The 20,057-nt window shown below is 66.2% G+C and carries 15 protein-coding genes; 5 read left to right on the top strand and 10 right to left on the bottom strand.

The features are described 5' to 3' along the window. Nucleotides 1-35 precede the first annotated feature (35 nt). Nucleotides 36-3,779, top strand: a complete 3,744-nt coding sequence (locus ACCQ15_RS00880; RefSeq protein WP_208596907.1) for an indolepyruvate ferredoxin oxidoreductase family protein — start codon at nt 36-38, stop codon at nt 3,777-3,779. Nucleotides 3,780-3,889: 110 nt separating this feature from the next. Here ACCQ15_RS00880 and ACCQ15_RS00875 read toward each other — a convergent pair whose 3' ends face one another. The 3 genes from ACCQ15_RS00875 to egtB are packed head-to-tail and all read right to left on the bottom strand — an operon-like array spanning nt 3,890 to nt 6,441. Beyond that, a complete protein-coding gene (locus ACCQ15_RS00875; protein ID WP_039417763.1) occupies nt 3,890-4,159 on the bottom strand; it encodes a DUF3253 domain-containing protein in 270 nt (89 codons plus the stop codon). 15 nt (nt 4,160-4,174) lie between these two features. Continuing rightward, entirely contained in the window at nt 4,175-5,161 is a 987-nt protein-coding gene (gene egtD, locus ACCQ15_RS00870) for an L-histidine N(alpha)-methyltransferase (protein WP_372381105.1), read from the bottom strand. Beyond that, nucleotides 5,158-6,441, bottom strand: coding sequence for an ergothioneine biosynthesis protein EgtB (egtB, locus tag ACCQ15_RS00865; RefSeq protein WP_109290536.1), 1,284 nt, complete (start codon nt 6,439-6,441; stop codon nt 5,158-5,160). The genes egtD and egtB overlap by 4 nt, the downstream gene beginning before the upstream one ends. A gap of 71 nt (nt 6,442-6,512) precedes the next feature. Between egtB and ACCQ15_RS00860 the strand changes: the two genes are divergently transcribed. Further along, nucleotides 6,513-7,694 carry an aminotransferase class V-fold PLP-dependent enzyme gene (locus ACCQ15_RS00860; RefSeq protein WP_372381104.1) on the top strand — a complete coding sequence of 394 codons (1,182 nt, stop codon included), beginning with the start codon at nt 6,513-6,515 and terminating at the stop codon, nt 7,692-7,694. Between the two features lie 191 nt (nt 7,695-7,885). On the opposite strand, the gene ACCQ15_RS00855 is transcribed toward ACCQ15_RS00860, so the two are convergent. The 4 genes from ACCQ15_RS00855 to ACCQ15_RS00840 are packed head-to-tail and all read right to left on the bottom strand — an operon-like array spanning nt 7,886 to nt 11,731. Then, nucleotides 7,886-9,358, bottom strand: a complete 1,473-nt coding sequence (locus tag ACCQ15_RS00855) for an ABC transporter permease/substrate-binding protein (protein WP_014088983.1) — start codon at nt 9,356-9,358, stop codon at nt 7,886-7,888. Further along, on the bottom strand, nt 9,355-10,092 hold the full coding sequence (locus tag ACCQ15_RS00850) for an ATP-binding cassette domain-containing protein (protein WP_372381524.1): 738 nt from the start codon (nt 10,090-10,092) through the stop codon (nt 9,355-9,357). The genes ACCQ15_RS00855 and ACCQ15_RS00850 overlap by 4 nt, the downstream gene beginning before the upstream one ends. A 48-nt stretch (nt 10,093-10,140) precedes the next feature. Further along, complete coding sequence (locus tag ACCQ15_RS00845; protein WP_011345899.1) at nt 10,141-10,536, bottom strand: EF-hand domain-containing protein; 396 nt, start codon at nt 10,534-10,536, stop codon at nt 10,141-10,143. Then, nucleotides 10,526-11,731: a DesA family fatty acid desaturase gene (locus ACCQ15_RS00840; RefSeq protein ID WP_011345898.1), complete on the bottom strand. Its 1,206-nt coding sequence runs from the start codon at nt 11,729-11,731 to the stop codon at nt 10,526-10,528. Before ACCQ15_RS00840 ends, ACCQ15_RS00845 begins: the two co-directional genes overlap by 11 nt. A gap of 147 nt (nt 11,732-11,878) precedes the next feature. On the opposite strand from ACCQ15_RS00840, the gene ACCQ15_RS00835 reads away from it, so the two are divergent. Next, a complete protein-coding gene (locus ACCQ15_RS00835; RefSeq protein WP_031420612.1) occupies nt 11,879-12,724 on the top strand; it encodes an ABC transporter ATP-binding protein in 846 nt (281 codons plus the stop codon). Between the two features lie 197 nt (nt 12,725-12,921). Next, on the top strand, nt 12,922-13,929 hold the full coding sequence (locus tag ACCQ15_RS00830) for a TIGR00266 family protein (RefSeq protein ID WP_218554475.1): 1,008 nt from the start codon (nt 12,922-12,924) through the stop codon (nt 13,927-13,929). Between the two features lie 28 nt (nt 13,930-13,957). Here the strand turns inward: ACCQ15_RS00830 and ACCQ15_RS00825 are convergent, their stop codons facing one another. After that, nucleotides 13,958-15,334, bottom strand: a complete 1,377-nt coding sequence (locus tag ACCQ15_RS00825) for an amidohydrolase (protein WP_372381103.1) — start codon at nt 15,332-15,334, stop codon at nt 13,958-13,960. A 174-nt stretch (nt 15,335-15,508) separates the two neighbouring features. Here ACCQ15_RS00825 and ACCQ15_RS00820 point away from each other — a divergent pair, with 174 nt between their 5' ends. After that, nucleotides 15,509-16,552 (top strand): patatin-like phospholipase family protein, encoded by a 1,044-nt coding sequence (locus tag ACCQ15_RS00820; protein ID WP_071117648.1) that lies wholly within the window; start codon nt 15,509-15,511, stop codon nt 16,550-16,552. A gap of 405 nt (nt 16,553-16,957) precedes the next feature. Here the strand turns inward: ACCQ15_RS00820 and ACCQ15_RS00815 are convergent, their stop codons facing one another. Further along, complete coding sequence (locus ACCQ15_RS00815; protein WP_372381102.1) at nt 16,958-19,156, bottom strand: TonB-dependent siderophore receptor; 2,199 nt, start codon at nt 19,154-19,156, stop codon at nt 16,958-16,960. Between the two features lie 293 nt (nt 19,157-19,449). After that, a complete protein-coding gene (locus ACCQ15_RS00810; protein WP_003490476.1) occupies nt 19,450-19,932 on the bottom strand; it encodes an Lrp/AsnC family transcriptional regulator in 483 nt (160 codons plus the stop codon). Nucleotides 19,933-20,057: the final 125 nt, after the last annotated feature.

The raw sequence follows: 20,057 nt of genomic DNA, 5'->3' as shown, positions 1-20,057 counted from the left end.
GAATCCGTCGGGTGCGTCAGATAGTTTCAGATGACATGCACCGGGGCCCAGCCACCCTTTCCGGGCACGCCATGACCAGTACCGCTGCGCTTTCTTCTCCCGACTCTGCCAACACGCCGGAGCTCGGCCGGGTGGATGCGGACTACACGCTGGACCACAAGTACACGCGCACCGATGGGCGCATCTACCTGTCCGGTGTGCAGGCGCTGGTGCGGCTGCCGCTGCTGCAGCGCCTGCGCGATGACGCCGCCGGGCTGGAGACCGCCGGCTTCATCAGCGGCTACCGCGGCAGCCCGCTGGGCGGGCTGGACCTGGAACTGTGGCGGGCGCGCAAACACCTGGACGCGGCCAAGGTCACCTTCACTCCAGGTCTGAACGAGGACCTTGCCGCCACCATGGTGTGGGGCACCCAGCAAACCAACCTGTTCCCCGGCGCGAACGTGCAGGGCGTCTACGGCATGTGGTACGGCAAAGGGCCGGGCGTGGACCGCAGCGGCGACGTCTTCAAGCACGGCAATGCCGCCGGCACCTCGCCGTTTGGCGGCGTGCTGGCGCTGGCCGCCGACGACCATGCCTGCCGCAGCTCGACCCTGCCGCACGGGTCCGAAGACGAATTCGTCAGCGCGATGATGCCCATCCTCAATCCGGCCGGAGTACAGGACATCCTGGACATGGGCCTGCTCGGCTGGGCGATGAGCCGCTACACCGGGCGCTGGATCGGCTTCAAGACGATTGCCGAAACGGTGGAATCGTCCGCCTCGGTGGACGTGGACCCGTTCGCGCGCACCATCGTGCTGCCGGAGGATTTCGCACTGCCGCCGGGCGGCTTGAGCATCCGCTGGCCAGACCCGCCGGTGGACCAGGAGATGCGCCTGCACCGGTATGCGATCGCCGCCGCGCAAGCCTTTGCGCGCGCAAACCACATCGACAAGGTGGTGTTGGATTCACCAAATGCGCGACTGGGCATCGTCACCACCGGCAAGAGCTACCTGGACGTGCTGCAGGCGCTGGAATACCTGGGCCTGGACGCGCAGGCCTGCGCGCAGATCGGCATCCGCGTCTACAAGGTCGGCATGACCTGGCCGCTGGAGCCGGTAGGGATCAGCGCGTTTGCGCAGGGGCTTGAAGACATCGTGGTGGTGGAAGAGAAAAAGGCCTTCATCGAGCGCCAGATGAAGGAACTGTTCTACAACTGGCCGGCCAGCGCCGGCGCGCGGCCGAGCATTGTCGGCAAGTACGATGAGCAGGGCGCGTGGATCCTGCCGTCCACCGGCGAACTGACGCCGGCCACCATCGCGGCGGTGATCGGCAGGCGCATCCTGCGCCTGCTGCAATCGAGCACGATCAATACCGATTCGATCCAGCAGCGGCTGCGCTGGATGGACGCCAAGGAAGCGGAAATGGCTTTGCCGCGCGCGCAATTCCCGCGCGTGCCGCATTACTGCTCCGGCTGCCCGCACAACACCTCCACCGCCGTGCCGGAAGGCTCGCGCGCGCTGGGCGGTATCGGTTGCCACTACATGGTGACCTGGATGAACCGAGCCACCGACACCTTCACCCACATGGGCGGCGAAGGTGTCACGTGGTCCGGGCAGGCGCCGTTTACCGACACCCCGCACGTGTTCCAGAACCTGGGCGATGGCACGTATTTCCACAGCGGCTCGCTGGCGATCCGGCAGTCGGTCGCCACCGGCGTCAACATTACCTACAAGATTCTCTACAACGATGCGGTGGCGATGACCGGCGGGCAGCCGGTGGACGGCACGCTCACCGTGCCGGACATCGCCCACCAGCTGCGCGCCGAAGGCATCCATGAGATTGCGGTGGTCAGCGACGACATCGGCAAGTGGACGCGGCGGCGCGAGCTGTTTCCGCCTGAGGTCGCGTTTCACGATCGTGGCGAACTGGATGCCGTGCAGCAGCATCTGCGCACCGTCAAGGGCGTGTCGATCCTGATCTTCGACCAGACCTGCGCCACCGAGAAACGCCGCCGTCGCAAGCGCGGCAAGCTGGTCGATCCGCCAAAGCGGGTGATGATCAATTCGCTGGTGTGCGAAGGCTGCGGCGATTGCGGCGAGAAAAGCTTTTGCGTGTCGGTGTTGCCGAAGGAAACCGAATTCGGGCGCAAGCGCCAGATCGACCAGTCCAACTGCAACAAGGATTATTCGTGCGTCGCGGGCTTTTGCCCGAGCTTTGTCACCGTGCATGGCGGTGCCCCGCGCAAGGGCAAGCGGCGCGACGCCAGCACGCTGCTGGACACGCTTCCCTCACCGCCCAAGCGCACCGCGCTGGAACGGCCCTGGAACATCCTGATCACCGGCGTCGGCGGCACCGGCGTGGTGACCATCGGCGCGCTGCTCGGCATGGCCGGGCACCTGGAAGGCAAGGGCGCCACGGTGCTGGACCAGACCGGCCTGGCACAGAAAGGCGGCGCGGTGACCACGCATATCCGCATCGCACGCCAGCCCGCCGACATCCACGCCGTGCGCATCGCCGCCGGCGAAGCAGACCTGGTGCTGGGCTGCGACATGGTGGTGGTCAACGATTATTGGGCGCTCTCCAAGGTGCGCGATGGCCGCACCCAGGTGGTGCTCAACACCTACGAAGCAATGCCGGGCACGTTCACCACGCAACCGGACCTGCAGTTTCCCGCTGCCGAGATCATCGCCGGTGTGCGCACTGCGCTCGGTGGCCAGGAGCCGTTGTTGCTGGATGCCACGCAGCTGGCAACGGCGTTGCTGGGCGACGCCATCGCCAGCAATCTGTTCGTGCTCGGCTACGCGTGGCAGCACGGGTTGGTGCCGCTATCGCATGCGGCGCTGATGCGCGCGATCGAACTCAATGGTGCAGCCGTTGCGATGAATCAGCAGGCGTTCGCCTGGGGGCGCCTGGCGGCGATCGATCTGCCGGCGGTGCAACGCGCTGCGGGTCTGGCCGGTGCAGACGCGCCTGCACATCTGCATGGCGATACACCGCATGCACGCGGACCAGGCAGCTGGGAAGAGCACGATCTCAGCGGCCAGAGCGCACCGCGTGCGCTGGCACAGACCGACGGCAGCACGTTGCATGGCGAGGTCGCTGCACCGGCCGCGCCGCTCGACGACGAGCAGTTGGCGCATTCGCTGGACGAGGCCATCGCGCGTCGCGTCGCGTTCCTGACCGACTACCAGGATGCGGCCTACGCGCAGCGTTATCGCAGTCTGGTCGAGCGCGTACGCACGCACGAGCTGCAGCGCGTGCCCGGCAGCAGCGCACTGACCGAGGCGGTGGCCCGGTACGCCTTCAAGCTGATGGCCTACAAGGATGAATACGAGGTGGCGCGGCTGTATACGCGTGGCGATTTCCAGCGCCGGTTGCAACAACAGTTCGAGGGCGACTACACGCTGCGCTTCCATCTGGCGCCGCCGTTGCTGGCAAAGAAAGACGCACACGGCAACCTGATCAAACGCGAGTACGGGCCGTGGATGTTCACCGCCTTCAAGCTGCTGGCGCGGTTGAAGTTCCTGCGTGGCGGCAAGTTCGACGTCTTCGGCTACAGCGAAGAACGGCGTGGCGAGCGTCGGCTGATTGCCGATTACAGCGCAACCGTGGACATGCTGCTGGAACGGCTGGATGCCGATAACGTGGGCTTGGCCGCGCAGATCGCCAGCATTCCGGAACACATTCGCGGCTATGGCCACGTCAAGCATGCGCATCTGCAGGAAGCCAGGGCGCGCGAAGCCGCGCTGCTGGCGCAGTGGCGTAATCCCAAGGCGTTGCACGTGGTGCAGGCGGCCTGATGTCACCGAACGATTACATCCTTTTGATGTAGTCGCTCGGCGACATTCGGTTTAATCCCGCTACTTAATCCCGCAACATACGGAAGCTGGCGCATCCACTCAATGGGGCTTCAGTCGAAATGCGGCCCACGCATCAGTCGAATCGGTCCGCGTGCGGTGGCAGGGTCCACAGTTCGACCCTGCTGGGTGATCCGTACCAGGCCTCTGCCTGCGGCAGCTGCGGCCACCGTACGCACCTGGGGCATCAGGCTTCGCCACACCGCCGCGTCATCGCTCAAGGCACGCGCGACTTCCGAGGGACAGATCGATTGCTCGGGCCGACGTTGCGCAAGCAGGTGCCGGATCAACGCGGCAACCTGCGCATCATCGGGCGACTGCACGCCTGCCCCGCAGGATCACAATGGGCGCAGCAGGCGCAGGCCGAACCAATCCTTGGCATCGTTCCAGCCGTGGGTGACCTTGAGCCCGGCTGCGGCAGCCAGTTCGGCAAAACGCGCCTCGGTGTATTTGCAGCTGTATTCGACCTGCATCGCTTCGCCTTCGGCAAACGCGATGTCCTTGCCGCCGACCCGCACCTGCTGCGCGCGTTGGCTGACCAGGAAGGTTTCGATGCGGCCGCGCTCACGGACATACACCGCGTGGTGACGGAAACCGTCCAGATCGAAATCGCTCCCGATCTCGCGATTGAGCCGCGCCAGCAGGTTGAGGGTGAACTCGGCGGTGACGCCGGCTGCATCGTTGTAGGCCGCCTCGATCAGCCCGGCGTCCTTGTCCAGATCGATACCGATCAGGGCGCAACCATCGCTGCCCATGGTCTGGCGCATCGCATCCAGCAATTCGATCGCGGCCGCATCGGCGAAATTGCCGAGCGTGGAGCCGGGGAAGAACACCACGTGCCGCCGCGCCGGGCGCTGCGCATCGGGCAGGCGCAGCGGCTTGGTGAAGTCGGTGCACACCGGCAACATCTGGATCTGCGGAAATTGCTGGGCCAGCCGCGCGGTGCTTTCCAGCAGCGCGGTACGGGAGATTTCCAGCGGCGTGTAGGCCACCACATCGCGCAGGCCCTGCAGCAGCAACTCGGTCTTGCGGCCGCTGCCGCTGCCGTATTCGACCACATGCACGCCGGCGCCGATCGCCTGTGCGATCGAGCCCATGCTGGCTTCCAGCAAACCCAGCTCGGTCCTGGTGAGGTAATACTCCGGCTGCTGCGTAATGGCTTCGAACAGTTGCGAGCCGCGCGCATCGTAGAAATATTTCGACGGCAGCGTCTTGGGCGTTTGCGACAACCCCGCCAGTGCATCGGCGGTGATGTCGTCCGGCTGCGGGCGCAGGTCGGTCAGCGCGGCGTGCGCGCGTTGCAGGGCATGGGCGGCGGCGTTCAAGGCAGATCCTTGGCAAGGCGCACGCCGGCAAACTGCCAACGCGCATCGGAGGGGAAAAAGTTGCGGTAACTGGCACGCAGATGGCTGGCCGGGCTGGCGCAACTGCCACCACGCAAGACCCATTGCGCATTCATGAATTTGCCGTTGTATTCGCCCAGCGACCCGGGCCACGGGGTAAAGCCTGGATACGGCAGGTACGCACTACCGGTCCACTCCCAGACATCGCCGAACAGCTGCTGGATACCGGTGTCCACTGCTTCTGCGCCACGCGGATGCAACGCATCGGTGTCGACGAAATTGCCCTGTACCGGCACGCCGGTCGCGGCCTGCTCCCACTCGGCTTCGGTGGGAAGGCGCGCACCGGCCCAGCGCGCGAACGCATCGGCTTCGAACAGGCTCAGATGACAGACCGGCGCGTGTGGATCGCGCGTGCGCCAGCCGTCCAGCGTGAACTCGCGGCCATCGGCATCCCAATACAAGGGATGTTGCCAACCCTGCGCCTGCACCATCGCCCAGCCATCGCTGAGCCAGGCACCGGCACTGCGATAGCCGCCGTCATCGATGAATTGCTGGAACTCGGCGTTGGTGACCACACGGCTGGCCAGCGCATGCGCACCGACCAGCACGCGATGGCGTGGCGATTCGTTGTCGTAGGCGAAGCTGTCGGCCTGTGGCCATGCAGCGGCGCCGATCTGGACGATCTGCTCGTCGCGCGCATGCCAGCGCAGCGGGCTGGCAACGGCCGCAGGCGGTGTGGGCAGGTCACGGTAGGCCGGCTGCAACGGGTTGCTCCACAGCGCATGCTTGATATCGGTCAGCAGCAACTCCTGGTGTTGCTGCTCGTGCTGGATGCCGAGCTGCACGACGGTGCAAGCCTGGGCATCGAGCAGGCCCTCGCGCAAGCGCTGCTGCATCTGCCTATCGACCGCAGCACGGTAGTCGCGTACCTGCTGCAACGAGGGGCGCGAAAGCACGCCGCGGCGGGCCCGCGCATGCATCGGCCCCACGCTCTGGTAGTAGCTGTTGAACAGGAAATCCCAGGCCGGGTCGAACACGCGGTACGCCGGATCGGCCTGCAGCACGAAGCGTTCGAAAAACCAGGTGGTGTGGGCCAGATGCCATTTGCTCGGGCTCGCGTCCGGCATGCTCTGCACCATCGCGTCTTCGGCGCTCAAGGGTGCGGCGAGACGGTCGCTCAGCGCGCGGGTCTGCGCGTAGCGTTCCAGCAGCGTCAACTGCTGTTGCTGGAGGTGGCCCAGCAGAGGTGAGAGTGCAGACATCGCCCTATGCTTGGGGAGCGCCCGTGAACGTGCCGTGTGGGCAGCGTGGCAGCCAGCGGTAAGCTGTGGGCATGTCATCGCCATCTCTGTCCAGTACGCTTGCTGGGCCCCTCGCGTGGGCCCAGCGTCAGCAGGCGTTCGCGCTGCCTTCCGGGGTCATCCATCTGGATGCGGCGTCGCGTGGTCCGTTGTTGCGCGCCATGCAGACCGTTGCGCACCAGGCGGTCGATGCAATGGCCACACCATGGCGGTTGCCGTTCGATACCTGGTTACAGCAGATCGAGCAGGTGCGCGGACTTGCGGCCGCGCTATTGGACGGCGATGCCGATGCGGTGGCCATGGTGCCCTCGGCCGCGCACGGCCTGGCCACGGCCGCGCGCAATCTGCCTGTGCAAGCCGACGACGCAGTGCTGGTGCTGGAAGGGCAATTTCCGTCTAATCTGTTGATCTGGCAGCGCCGCTGCGCAGAGACCGGCGCGCATCTGGTGGCGGTGCCCACCACCGCTGGCGGCAGCTTGACCGATGCAGTGCTGCAGGCCATTGCCGACACGCCTGCGCTGCGGATTGCCAGCTTGCCGCATGCGTACTGGCTGGACGGGCGAATGCTGGATCTGGACCGCATCAGTGCCGCCATGCAGGCACGCGGCGCTGCCCTGGTGCTGGACTTGAGCCAGAGCCTTGGGGTGTTGCCACCGGATCTGCCGCGCTGGCAACCGGATTTCGTGGTCAGCGTCGGGCACAAATGGTTGCTCGGGCCGATGGGATTGGCATGGCTGTGGGTCGCGCCGCAGTGGCGCACGGACGGGCTGCCGATCGAAGAACACTGGATCGGCCGCGATGCGGGCAGCAGTTGGGAATTTCCGGTGGCCAGCGCGCCGCGGTATCGCAGCGGTGCACGCCGATTCGATGCGGGCGGGGTTGCCGACCCGTTGCGGGTCGCAATGGCCACGGTGGCCCTGCAACAACTCACCGCGTGGCAGCCGGCGCGCATCGCAGCGGCGTTGGGCGAGTTGACTGCGCATTGGGACGCCGCCCTGCAGGCGCGCGGCGTGGGCAGCTGGTGCACGCCCGGACATGCGCCGCATCTCACCGCACTGCAGCCGCCGGCAGCGGCATTGGATGCGGTGGCAACGGCGCTCGGCGCGAGTGGCGTGATCTGCACGCGTCGGCATGGACGTCTGCGCATCGCGCCACATTTGAGCGTCACCGACCACGCGTTGTCACAGGTCATTGCAGCGCTGCCGGATGGGTGAGGCGGCGCGCAGGCATCGCTGGCCAGGCATCTGCAGCGATACTGGTTGCAACACATGTACGCAGGCCTGCGCGTCGTCAGGTAGCACCGGCAAGGCTCCATCGCAGGCCAGCGCGCTCTACGAACGACAATTGGCGCAAGGATCAGTGGCAGCGAAGCGGCGCGCTCGGTTTTCAGCGATTGAACGCCGCGTCACTGCCGCTGGCTGATCCGCAACCCACGCGGCGTTACCCATCGCTCGGCGCCTTCGAACACCGCCTGCACCAGCAGCGCAAGCACGGCAGCGGGAATGGCGCCTTCCAAAATCAGGCCGATATCGTCCAGGCGGATGCCGGTGAGAATCGGTTGGCCATAGCCGCCCGCACCGATCAGCGCGCCCAGCGTGGCGGTGCCCACATTGATCACCGCCGCGGTCTGGATGCCGGCCACGATCGTGCGGCGGGCCAGCGGCAGTTCCACCCGCCACAGGCGTGTCCACGCGGGCAATCCGATGGCGTGCGCAGTCTGGCGCAGTTCGCGTGGGATCGAGGTCAGCCCGGCGTGGGTGTTGCGCACGATCGGCAGCAGGCTATACAAGAACAGCGCGGCAATCGCCGGCTTGGCGCCGATGCCGAACAGCGGAATCATGAAGACGAATACCGCCAACGACGGCAGCGTCTGCAGCACACCGGTCAACGACAACACCACCTGCCCCAGACGTGGACGCCGCGCCGCCAGCACCCCCAACGGCAGCGCAAGCAGCAACGCCAGACCCAAAGAAATACCCACCAACGCCAGATGCTCGCGCGTATGCCGCAGCAGCCGCGTCAAACGCGAGTCCGTTTCAGAGGCCGGCGTGACGCCCAGCCAACGCGCGGCAACCGCCGCTTCGGACTGCCGCTCCAGTTTGACCTGTGCATTGAGCCGTTGCATGGTCGCTTCATCGATGCGTCCTTGCACCCCCCGCAAGGCCTGCAGCATCGCCGGCGAGCGGTGCGCCAGATCCTTGCGATACACAAAAATCGCCTGGTAGTCCGGGAAATAATGGCGGTCGTCGCGTAGCACCTGCAGCTGGTAATACGGAATTTCCGCATCGGTGCTGTACAGATCGGTGACCTCGATGGCGCCGCTCTGCAACGCGCGATAGGCCAGGTCGTGATCCAGCCCGGTCGCGGCCTGCGGCAGCGCGTACGCCGCGCGCACGCCCGGCCAGCCATCGGCGCGCTGCATGAACTCATTGCTCAGACCGATCTTGAGGGTGGGATGTCGTGCAAGATCCGACAACGAGGCGATACCCAATGCCTGCGCACGTTCGCGCTTCATACCGAAGGCATAGGTGTTCTGGAAACCCAGCGAATCGGTCATCGCCAGCCCGCGTGCGTCGAGTGCGGCACGCAGCTCGGCCTGGCTGGCGTTGGGCAGTTGCAGCAGCTCCTGTGCCAGCGTGCCGGTGTATTCGGCATACGCGTCGATCTGCCCGGTCTCCAGCGCCCGCCACAGGATGCGCGTGCCACCGAGTTGTGCGCGGTGCTGCACGTCTACACCATCACGTTTGCCGGCGGCGGTGGCGATTTCGCCAAGAATCACCGCTTCGGTGAAATTCTTCGAACCAATGGTGACCTGCGCGGCCTGCGCGCTAACACTGCAGATCAGCCACACCACGGCGATGAGCGCACGCGCCATCATGCGGCATCGCCAATGCTGCGCTGGGCGGTGAGAAAGCGCTGCACGAACGCATCGGCCGGCTGCTCCAGCAGATCGCGCGCACGGCCTTGCTGCACGATTCGGCCGGCGCGCATCAGCACCAGGTTGTCGGCCAGATAGGCGGCTTCGGCCACGTCATGCGTCACCAGCACCACGGTCTTGCCCAGCTGCGCGAACAGTTCGCGCATCTGCGCCTGCAGGTCGTAGCGCACGATGGGATCGAGCGCGCCGAGTGGTTCGTCCAGCAACAAGGCCGGCGGGTCCAGCATCAGTGCACGAATCAGCCCCACGCGCTGGCGTTGACCACCGGAGAGTTCGGCCGGGTAGCGCGCCAGCAACTGCGTTGGCAATTGGCACAGGGCGCACAAGACATCCAGACGCGCCTCGATGCGTTCCCGCGTCCAGCCCAGCATCTGTGCCAGCAAGGTCACGTTGCTGCGTGCATCCAGATGCGGAAACAGGCCGCCTTCCTGGATGACGTAGCCGATGCGTTGCCGTTGCGCCTGCAGGTTGGCGCGCTGCAACGGGGTGCCGTCGAAAGCGACCGTGCCGCTGTCCGGCCACTCCAGCCCGACCAGCATGCGCAGCACGGTGGATTTGCCGGCGCCGCTCGGGCCGATCAATGCGGTCGTGATGCCGCTGGCAAACGTCAGCGAGACAGCATCGAGTGCGATGGCCTGGCCGTAGCGGCGGCTGACCCGGTCGAGAGTGAACATGCGGCCGAGCTTGCCGAAGGCAGCGTCAGCCACGCGCGAAGGTGCGCATCAGCGGGGCGGCGCCAGCAGTTCGCGTGCACTCAGGTAGCCGTCGCCATCGGCATCCTGCCGCGCGAAGCGCGCGATCAAGGTGGCACGATGCGCCGCACGGGTGATCGGCTTGCCGCGACGGCCCGGCAGTTCATCGCCTTGCAGCACGCCATCGTGATCGGTATCGCGTTGATCGAAGGCGTAGCTCATCCAGGCCAGATATTCGTCCAGGCTCACCCGCCCATCGCCATCGGTATCCATGCGCTGCAGATATTGCTGGCTGTCCTGGACCTGGGCCTGCGCGGCAATCGCCGGCACACAGGCACACCACACGACCAGCAAGGCACGCACGATCACGCCACGCGCCCGGTGTACACGCACCACAGCGCGCCTGCCGCCCGGGTTACGCACCACTCAGCGCATACCCCTTGAGCCGCGCCGCATACGCCTGCAACGCGGCATTGCCGCTGGCCTCGGCCTCATGGCACCACTGCTGCAATTGCCGGAGCCGTTCGGACGCATCGTGGCTGCGCGCTTCCAGTACCGCGGTCAGCCGCGCACGGTACTCGACCAGCGTGCGCATGCGCGGACGCTGCGCCACCCATGCCTGCAACTGTGCACGCGCGTCCGGCTTGAGCCAGCGCCCGTCGTCGACCAGGCCCTTGCGCAGGCGACGCGGCAGCAACTCGCGCAGCTTGGCGCCGGTGACGGCCGCCTCTTCGCGCAACGCCGGCTTGAGCACATTGCGCTGGTAGTCGGTCATGGCCTGGAACCGGTGCGAGAGCAGCGCCTTGAGCGTGTCGGCATCGGGCACGGCGATATTGGGGCGGATATCCAGCGACGGCGCCACCCGCAACACCTTGGCAAGGCCCAGTGCCTGCAAGCCGCGAATGGCGACCCAACCGATATCCAGCTCCCAACGCCGCATCGAAAACCGCGCCGAGCTCGGGAAGGCATGATGGTTGTTATGCAATTCTTCGCCACCGATCCACAGCGCCCAGGGCGTGAGGTTGGTGGAGGTGTCGGCCGATTCGAAATTGCGATAGCCCCACCAGTGGCCCAGGCCGTTGACCACACCGGCGGCCCAGAACGGAATCCACGCCATCTGGATTGCCCACAACGCAATTCCCGGCAATCCGAACAACACCGAGTTGATCACCAGCAACGCCATCGGGCCGGCGTTGGCATGCGGCGTGTACAGATGCCGTTCGATCCAGTCGCTGGGCGCGCCCTTGCCGTATTGCTCGATGTCGGCACGCTCGGCACGCGCCTGCCGATACAGCTCCACACCGCGCCAGAAAACCTGGCCGATGCCCTTGGTCTGCGGGCTGTGCGGGTCTTCCTCGGTCTCGACCTTGGCGTGATGCTTGCGATGGATCGCCACCCATTCGCGGGTGATCATCGAGGTGGTCAACCAGGTCCAGAAGCGGAAGAAATGCGCGATGGCCGGATGGAAATCTACACCGCGATGCGCCTGGCTGCGATGCAGGTACAAGGTCACTGCAAAGATGGTGAGCTGGGTGAAGACTAGCAGCACCGCCAGCATGCCCCACACGCCCAGCCCTGCCACGCCGGAAGTCAGAACGTCGATGATCGGATCGGACAACATCGGCATCTCCACAGCAGCGCTCTCCATTTGATGCAGACATGATGGGGGCGATCGCGGCAAACTTCACCCTTCGGATGCGTAGGGTTGCACCTACATTTCTAAAGCGGTTCAGACCCCCCTTCCCCACTTCCGTCTGCTGTCACCCGTATGACTGTTGCCACCGAACATGCTGCCGATTCCACTGTCGTTACTAACGCCGCCCAGCTGATCGAACTCGACCAGGCCAGCGTGATGCGCGGCCAGGTCCGGGTCCTGCATGCGCTGAGCCTGCGCATCGCGCTGGGGCAGCACACCGCGATCCTGGGGCCCAATGGCTGCGGCAAATCGTCCTTCATCAAATTGATCACGCGCGAGTTGTACCCGCTAGCGCGCGCCGACGGCCAGCCCGCAGTGAAGGTGATGGGACAAACGCGCTGGCAGGTGGATCGCCTGCGCTCGCAATTGGGCATCGTCACCGGCGATCTGAGCGTCAATCTGGCCGACATGCCCGGGCTGGATGTGGAAAGCGCGGTGCTCTCCGGATTCTTCGCCAGCTACGTGGTGCCGCCGCATCGCGAGATCAGCGACGACATGCGTGCACGCGCGCGCGAAGCGCTGGCGCTGGCGCGCGCATTGCCGCTGGTGGACCGGCAATTTGCGCAATTGTCGGCCGGCGAAACGCGCCGTGTGCTGATTGCGCGTGCGCTGGTCAATCGCCCGCAGGCGTTGCTGCTGGACGAGCCGTCCACCGGGCTGGATCTGGTGGCACGCCAGCACCTGCTCGAGACGATGCGGCACCTCGCCCGGCAAGGCATCACGCTGGTGCTGGTGACCCATCACATCGAAGAAATCGTGCCGGAGATCGAACGGGTGATCCTGCTGCGCGCCGGCAAGGTGGTGGCCGACGGCACGCGTGAGGCGCTACTCACCGATGCCAGCCTGTCGGCCGTGTTCGATGGCCCGGTGCGGGTGCAGCGTGATGGCGCGCGCTGTTGGGCAACGGTGGGCGAGTAAGGGCCACCCATCCCGCAGCTCGCGCAGGCCGTGTCCTTGCACGAGCTGCCGGCGATGCTCCGCATCGCGATGGCGAAGCGCTCCGGACGGGCGCACAACCGCGTCACAACCACGCTCTGCAGACATGACCTTGGACACGGGACGCCGCCGCGGCGCTTGCGCTTAGACTCGCCGCACACACAGACAGGAGTCGTCCGATGGCCCAGTGGTATTTCCATAACCCCGGACAGGCCGACCGTATCGGCCCCCTCGACGATGCCAGCGCTCGCGCGCATGCGCAGCGCCAACCCGATGCGCTGGCCTGGCGCGACGGGCTCGATGGCTGGACGCCGGCCCGTCAGCTGGCCGAGCTGCAGGGCGGCGGTAGCGCGCCGCCGCCGTTGACCGGCATGAGCGGGCGCGCAGATGAGATCGACTACCGCATCGTCGGCAACGACATGCAGTTCGTCGAAGTCGAGCTGGACCCCGGCGAAAGCGCCATCGCCGAGGCCGGTGCGCTGATGTACAAGGACGCGGCGGTGCAGATGGACACCGTGTTCGGTGACGGCTCGCATGCCGGTCAAAGTGGCGGCGGGCTGATGGGCAAGCTGCTGTCGGCCGGCAAACGCGTGGTCACCGGCGAAAGCATGTTCACCACCGTGTTCACCCACGCCGGCAGCGGCAAGGCCAAGGTCGCCTTCGCCGCACCCTACCCGGGCACGGTGCTGGCGCTACGCCTGTCCGAGCATGGCGGCCAGCTGATCTGCCAGAAGGACAGCTTCTTGGCCGGCGCGCGCGGGGTGTCGCTGGGCATCGCCTTCCAGCGCAAGATCCTCACCGGCCTGTTCGGCGGCGAGGGCTTCATCATGCAGAAGCTCGAAGGCGACGGCTGGGTGTTCGTGCATGCCGGCGGCACGGTCGTCGAACGCGAGCTGGGCCCGGGCGAGCGTATCGACGTGGACACCGGCTGCGTGGTGGCCTACCACGCCGGCGTGGACATGGACGTGCGCCGCGTTGCGGGCCTGAAGAGCATGTTCTTCAGCGGCGAAGGCGTGTTCCTGGCCACCCTCACCGGCCCGGGCAAGGTCTGGCTGCAATCGCTGCCGTTCTCGCGCATGGCCGGCCGCATGCTGCAGGCCGCCCCGCAAGCCGGCGGCCAACAGCGCGGCGAAGGCTCGGTGCTGGGCGGCCTGGGGCGGTTGCTGGATGGCGATAACCGCTTCTGACCTACATCCCGGCGCGGCCGCGCCCATCTCAGGAGGGCGGCGGCATCACGTTCATCACCGCCAGTGTCATCGCTTCCACGCCGGTCCGGATGCTTGGCTGCGGCACCGGCGCGAAGTCCGGCGAATGGTTCACCGGAATGCGCTCGCCCGTTTGCCGGGCCTGCTGCAGCCACTGTGGATCGAGTCCACCGATGCCGAAGTAGAACGACGGCACGCCGGCAGCGACGAAGGCCGAATAGTCTTCGCTGGCGGCACTCGGTTCGCGCTGGCGCTCGGCATCGACCCCGAACGCCTGCGCGAAAACCGCCCCGGTACGCTCGGCCAGCGCTGCATCGTTGATCACCGCCCTGGACCCGCGCTCGCCCAGGGCGATCTGCGGTACCGGCGCGCCGGCCATCTGCGCACTGGCCAGCGCGGTACGTCGCACGCCGTCGAGCAGCTTGTCGCGCACCTGAGGGTCGTGGCTGCGTATGGTGCCGCGCAGCTGCGCGCGGTCGGGGATGACGTTGCCGGCCGTGCCGGCGTTGAACGCTCCAATGCTGACCACGCCAAACGCAGCCGGGTCTTTTTCGCGACTGATCACGCTCTGCACATCGACAACGAAGCGTGCCGCGATCAGGATCGGATCGATCGTCGCGGCGGGCATCGCACCGTGCCCGCCCTTGCCTTGGAACACCACCTCCAGCGCATCGGAGTTGGAGGTCACCGCCCCGGCCTTGTAGAACACATGGCCGTAGGCATCCGGGCCGACATGCAGGGCAAAGCCGTAGTCCGGCTTGCCGAACCGGGCGAACAGGCCATCGTCAAGCATCGCCTGCGCACCGCGACCCTTTTCCTCCGCTGGTTGGGCGATGAACATCAGCGTGCCGCGCCATTGGGCGCGCAGCTGCACCAAGGTTGCGGCCGTGCCGACCCAGGCCGCCATGTGAATGTCGTGACCGCAGGTATGCGCCACATAGGTATCGCGGTCACTGGACTGCAGATGGACGTCGCTGGCGTACGCCAGCCCCGTGGTTTCCCGCATCGGCAACGCATCCAGTTCAGTGCGCACCATGATCGTGGGGCCGGGGCCATTGTGATACATCGCCACCAGCCCGGTCCGGCCAATACCCGCGCTGACCTGAAACCCCAGCGCGCGCATTTCCTTGGCCAGCCGTTGCGCAGTCGCGGTTTCCTCGAAGCCCAGTTCGGGGTGCTGGTGCACGGTCCGGTATAGCGCCTCCCAACGTGGATAGTCCCGATCCAGAATGCCATCGACCTGCCGCTTGACCGCTACCGCGTCCAGCGCATGACAGGGCAATGCGGCTAGCAGCAGTGACAGCGCCAGTCCACGCAGCGGACACCGCGCAGACGCGTGATCGAAGATGCTGCTGCTGCTGCAGACTGTGCGTTTGGCCGAGTCCATGCCCTACGGTACCAACGCAAGGACGCCCGATACCATCAGGGCAGGCGAGGTGTGCGCGCAGCGCGCAATATCTGCGCATGACGCCCTGCCGCCCGCCGCCAATGCAGACCGGCGGCCAGGGCTGCGGCGTGTATGCTGCGCCGCTGTCCACATCGCGCCCTGTGCACGCTCGCCATGACCGCCTTTCCTAGCAAGTGCCTCCTGTTGTCCCTGTCCCTGTCACTGGCCGGGCTGCTCAGCGCCTGCGGGGGCGAGCCACGCCAGGCGACACCGGCGCCGGTGGTGCAGGCACCTTCGGCCGCAGCCCCCAAGCCCATCAAGATCGGCGTCGCGCTCGGTGGCGGTGCGGCCAAGGGCTTTGCGCATATCGGGGTGATCAAGATGCTCGAGGCCAACGGCTTCGCACCGGTGGTGGTGTCTGGCACCAGCGCCGGCAGCGTGGTGGGCGCGTTGTATGCCAGCGGCATGGATGCGTTCCAAATGCAGGAAAAGGCCGTCGCGCTCGACCAGACCAGCATCCGCGATGTGCGGCTGTTTTCCGGTGGGCTGGTGCAGGGCCAGAAACTGCAGGACTACGTCAACGAACAGCTCGGCGGCAAGCCGATCGAAAAACTGCGCAAGCCGTTCGCGGCGGTCGCCACGCGACTGGAAGATGGCGAACGCACCGTGTTCGTGCGCGGTAATGCCGGCCAGGCGGTGCGCGCGTCCAGCAGCATCCCGGGCGTGTTCGAGCCGGTGACCATCGGTCAATATCACTTCGTCGATGGCGGCGTGGTCAGCCCGGTGCCGGTGGATGCGGCGCGCCAGTTGGGTGCCGAATTTGTGGTGGCGGTGGATATCTCCAGCAAGGCCAGCGGCAAGAATCCGGGGGACCTGCTGGGCACGGTGAACCAGTCGATTTCGATCATGGGCCAGCGCCTGGGCGAGGCCGAACTCAAACGTGCCGACGTGGTCATTCGCCCGAAGGTCAACGAGATCGGCTCGGCCGATTTCAACCAACGTGCTGCGGCGATCCTCGAAGGCGAGCGCGCCGCAATGGCGGTGATGCCGCAGATTCGCGCCAAGATTGCGCAACTGCAGGCCGCGCGCAGCAGCGCAGTCCGGACCGCCGCCGACCAGGCCAAAGCGGCCAAGCAACAGGCGTACGAGCGCTGCCTGGAACAACGCTCGCGTTGGGAAAAACTGCGTGGCAAGGACCAGGCCTGCGTGGCACCGTGATGCGGCTGCGGTGCGAGGCGATCCGCAGTTGATGCCGGTGCCGCGCGAGCTCATGCGGAACTGAGCGGGCGTGGGCGCCTGGTTCGAGACGCGCGCATTTAGACCAGATGCGTGGGGCGACTGCGTTATTGATGCCTTGTGCTGATGTCCTGAGGGTGGCCGGACAAGGTCGCGGCCTGAGCCGCTTCGACGACGGCGTGGCGGTTCTTTCGGGTGCGCTGAGACGTGTCGGATGGGCGCGCGGCCGGGGCCGCTTCGACCGGGGCGGGGGTCTTTGGGTGTATCGGCGACGTCGGCACGGCCGGCGCCGCGCTTGTAGGAGCGGCCCTGGCCGCGAGGCCTTATCGGTAGCAACGCCTGGACTTGATGGGCAATGTCTCAAGCCCAGACGTCATCGGCAATGTCTCAATACCGCCAACGCAGCGACACGCTGACAAAGCGCGGTTCGCCGTAGTTCTGATAATCCAGATTCGCCCAATAGGTCTTGTCGAACGCATTGCGCACCGCCAGCGTGGCGGTCCATTGGTCGCTGATGCGGTAGTTGGCGTTGAAATGCACCAGCGCGTACGGGTTCTGCACCACGGTGACCGGGGTGGTGGCGCCAGTGCCGTCGCCGGTGGGGCGCGCGATATTGAAGCCGCGCACCGCGCTCTGCCAGCTCACGCCGCCGCCGATGCTCAAGCGGTCCCACGTCCCCGGCAGGCGCCACTGGGTGGAGAGCTGCAGATAATCTTCGGGCAGGTTGGCGTAGATCGCATCGGTCGGCGCGCGGGTGACCTTGACGTGGGTATAGCCAGCGTTGATGGTCCAGCCGGGCAGCACTTCGCCATTGAAGTCCACTTCCCATCCGCGGCTCTTGGTGCCGTCCACGCCGATGTACGCCGAGCTGCCATCCGGCAGCGAGGCTTCCGGCTGGGTCATGTCGCGCACCGCGTAGTTGTCCTGCTTGGCCTCGAAGACGGCAGCAGTGGCCATCGCATGACCATCGAACAACTGCGCCTTGATACCGGCCTCCAGGTTGGAGCCTTCCACCGGTGCGAGCAGGTTGTTGTCCTTGTCGCGGTAGTTCTGCGGATTGAAGATTTCGGTGTAGCTGGCGTACACCGACACATCCGGCACGATGTCGTAGACCAGACCCACGTACGGGGTGACTTCGTCGCTGACGTCATAACGGCCGCTGGTGCCGGTGTAGCTGCCGCTGGCATTGAACGCCTGGGTGCGGGTCTCCCACGAACTCAATCGCGCGCCGGCAATCAACGACAGCGGGTCGGCCAGCCGCAAGCGCGTGGAGGCATACACGCCGCGCTGGGTGGTGCGTGCCTTGCGACGCGCACCGGTGCGCGTATAGGTCACTTCCGAAGCGTCGCCATTCCAGTGGCGGATGTTGGGAATGAAATAGCAACGTTCGCTGCCGCAGGTGGCCCAGTCGTCGGGATAGGTCTGCGCCAGGGTATAGGTGGTCGATTGCAGGTCCTGCCAGCTGCCGCCGATCACCACATCGTGCTGGCGGCCGAACAGGGCGAATCCGCCGGACAGATACACGTCCACGCTATCGCGCGTGTCCTGCGTTTCGCCAGCGTTGGCGCGCAGAAACACGCCGCTGCCATCGGCGGCCGGGTAGCCGGTGCCGTAGACGCGCAGGCTCTCCACGGTGCCCTTGGTGTGGGCGGCGTTGACGCGCAGCAACCAGTCCTGCCCGAAGCGTTGTTCCAGGTTGGCAAACGCGGTGCTGGTTTCGCGCTGCCAGCGGGTCCATTCCGGCGCCATGTTGGTCGAGCGCGACAGGTTGGCGAAGGAGCCGTCGGCCGCGAAGAACGGCACCGTGCCCCAGGTCGAGCCGACGGGGGTGTTGTCCTGGCGCTGATAGCCGACGGTGAGCGTGGTGCTGTCGGTCAGATCGCCTTCCAGCACTGCCATGCCCGACATCTTGCTGTCGTGGTAGCGGTCGTAGTAGTAATCGCGATCCTGCCAGGCGGCCACCACGCGGCTGCGAAAGCGCCCGTCTTCGGCCAGCGGCGCATTGACGTCGGCCTGCATGCGGCGGAAATCCCAGGTGCCGGCACTGACTGCAAACGAGGCATCGAAGTCCTTGCCCGGGCGCTTGCGCAGCAGGTTGACCGTGGCCGAGGGAATGCCGGCGCCGGTGAGCAGGCCGTTGGCGCCGCGGATCACCTCGATGCGGTCGTAGAAGACTGTGTCGTATTCCTGGTTGGTCGCACCGCTGTAGGTGGGCAGGCCATCGACCTGGAAGTCGGTGATCTGGAAACCGCGCGCGAAATACAGCGGGCGCTGGGTGTCGTAGAACGACACGTTGACGCCGGTGACGTTGCGCATCACATCGTCGATGCTGAACAGCGATTGCTCTTCCAGCCGCTGCAACCCGATCACGCTCACCGACTGCGGCGTTTCCTGCAGGGTCAGCGGCAGCCGCGTGGTGGTGGCCGGTTGCGCGCGACTCACCGTGCCGTTGACGCTGACCTGGTCGAGCGTCGTGGCGTTGGTCGCGTCGGCGGATTCGGCGGCATGGGTGGCGGGAGCCAAGGTCGACAGCGCGCACAGCAGCGCGGCAGGCAACAAGCCAAGGGGAGCGATGGCAGCAGACATGGGGCGTTCTCGTCGATCGCTGCGGACGCAGCGCGTCACGCAACAGGGAAAGGCACAGGCACACGCAGGCGTCCACTCGAACCGGCTGGCTGACCCTGCGTGGGCTGGCGATGCGACACGAACGACATGGCCGGACGCGGCCAGGATGTGAGGTAAATGTAAATCGTTATCGTTTATGTGGCAAGCAGCACGTTTCTTGCGTCCGCCTGGAAACCGGCGCGACGCCGGTGCGTCTTGCCGGCTGCGGCATGCGGGCGGCGCCCTGCCCTACTGGCACGCGGCTGGTTTGCACCTCAGGCCAGATGCGACAGCGGCAGACCTTCCGGCGCCTTCACCGTGCGCAGCACGAAGCTGGAATTCACATCCGACACGCCGGTGGCATTGAGCAGGCGATCGAGCAGAAACCGCGAGAAGTGTTCCAGGTCGCGGACCTGTACCTGCAGCAGGTAATCCATGTCGCCGGTCAGCGCCCAGCACGCCACCACCTCGTCCCAGCCGCGCACGCCCTCGGCGAAATGTTCGATGTCGGCCTGCCCGTGCTGCTCCAGCTGCACGCGCACGAACGCCTGCAAGCCCAGTCCCAGCGCGCGCGCGTCCAGGCGCGCGCCATAGCCGGCGATGATGCCGGCCGCCTCCAGCCGCTGGGTGCGGCGCAGGCACGCCGACGCCGACAGATTGACCTGCACGGCCAGCTCCGCATTACTGCTGCGCCCCTGCGTCTGCAGCAGGGCGAGCAGACGCAAATCGGTGCGGTCCAGGGCGATGGGTTGATCCATATGTTGCGCAGCAGCAGACGATGACGCACGAATCTTGCGCCAATCCGCTTGCACCGCGCAAGATTCGCAATCCCGTTGCGCGCACATCCGGCTAAGGTGACGGCTGATCACCGGGAAGAGCCGCT

The sequence above is a fragment of the Xanthomonas sp. NCPPB 1754 genome (assembly GCF_041475725.2).
Lineage (GTDB): Bacteria > Pseudomonadota > Gammaproteobacteria > Xanthomonadales > Xanthomonadaceae > Xanthomonas > Xanthomonas euvesicatoria.
This window is presented reverse-complemented; position numbering and strand designations above follow the sequence as displayed.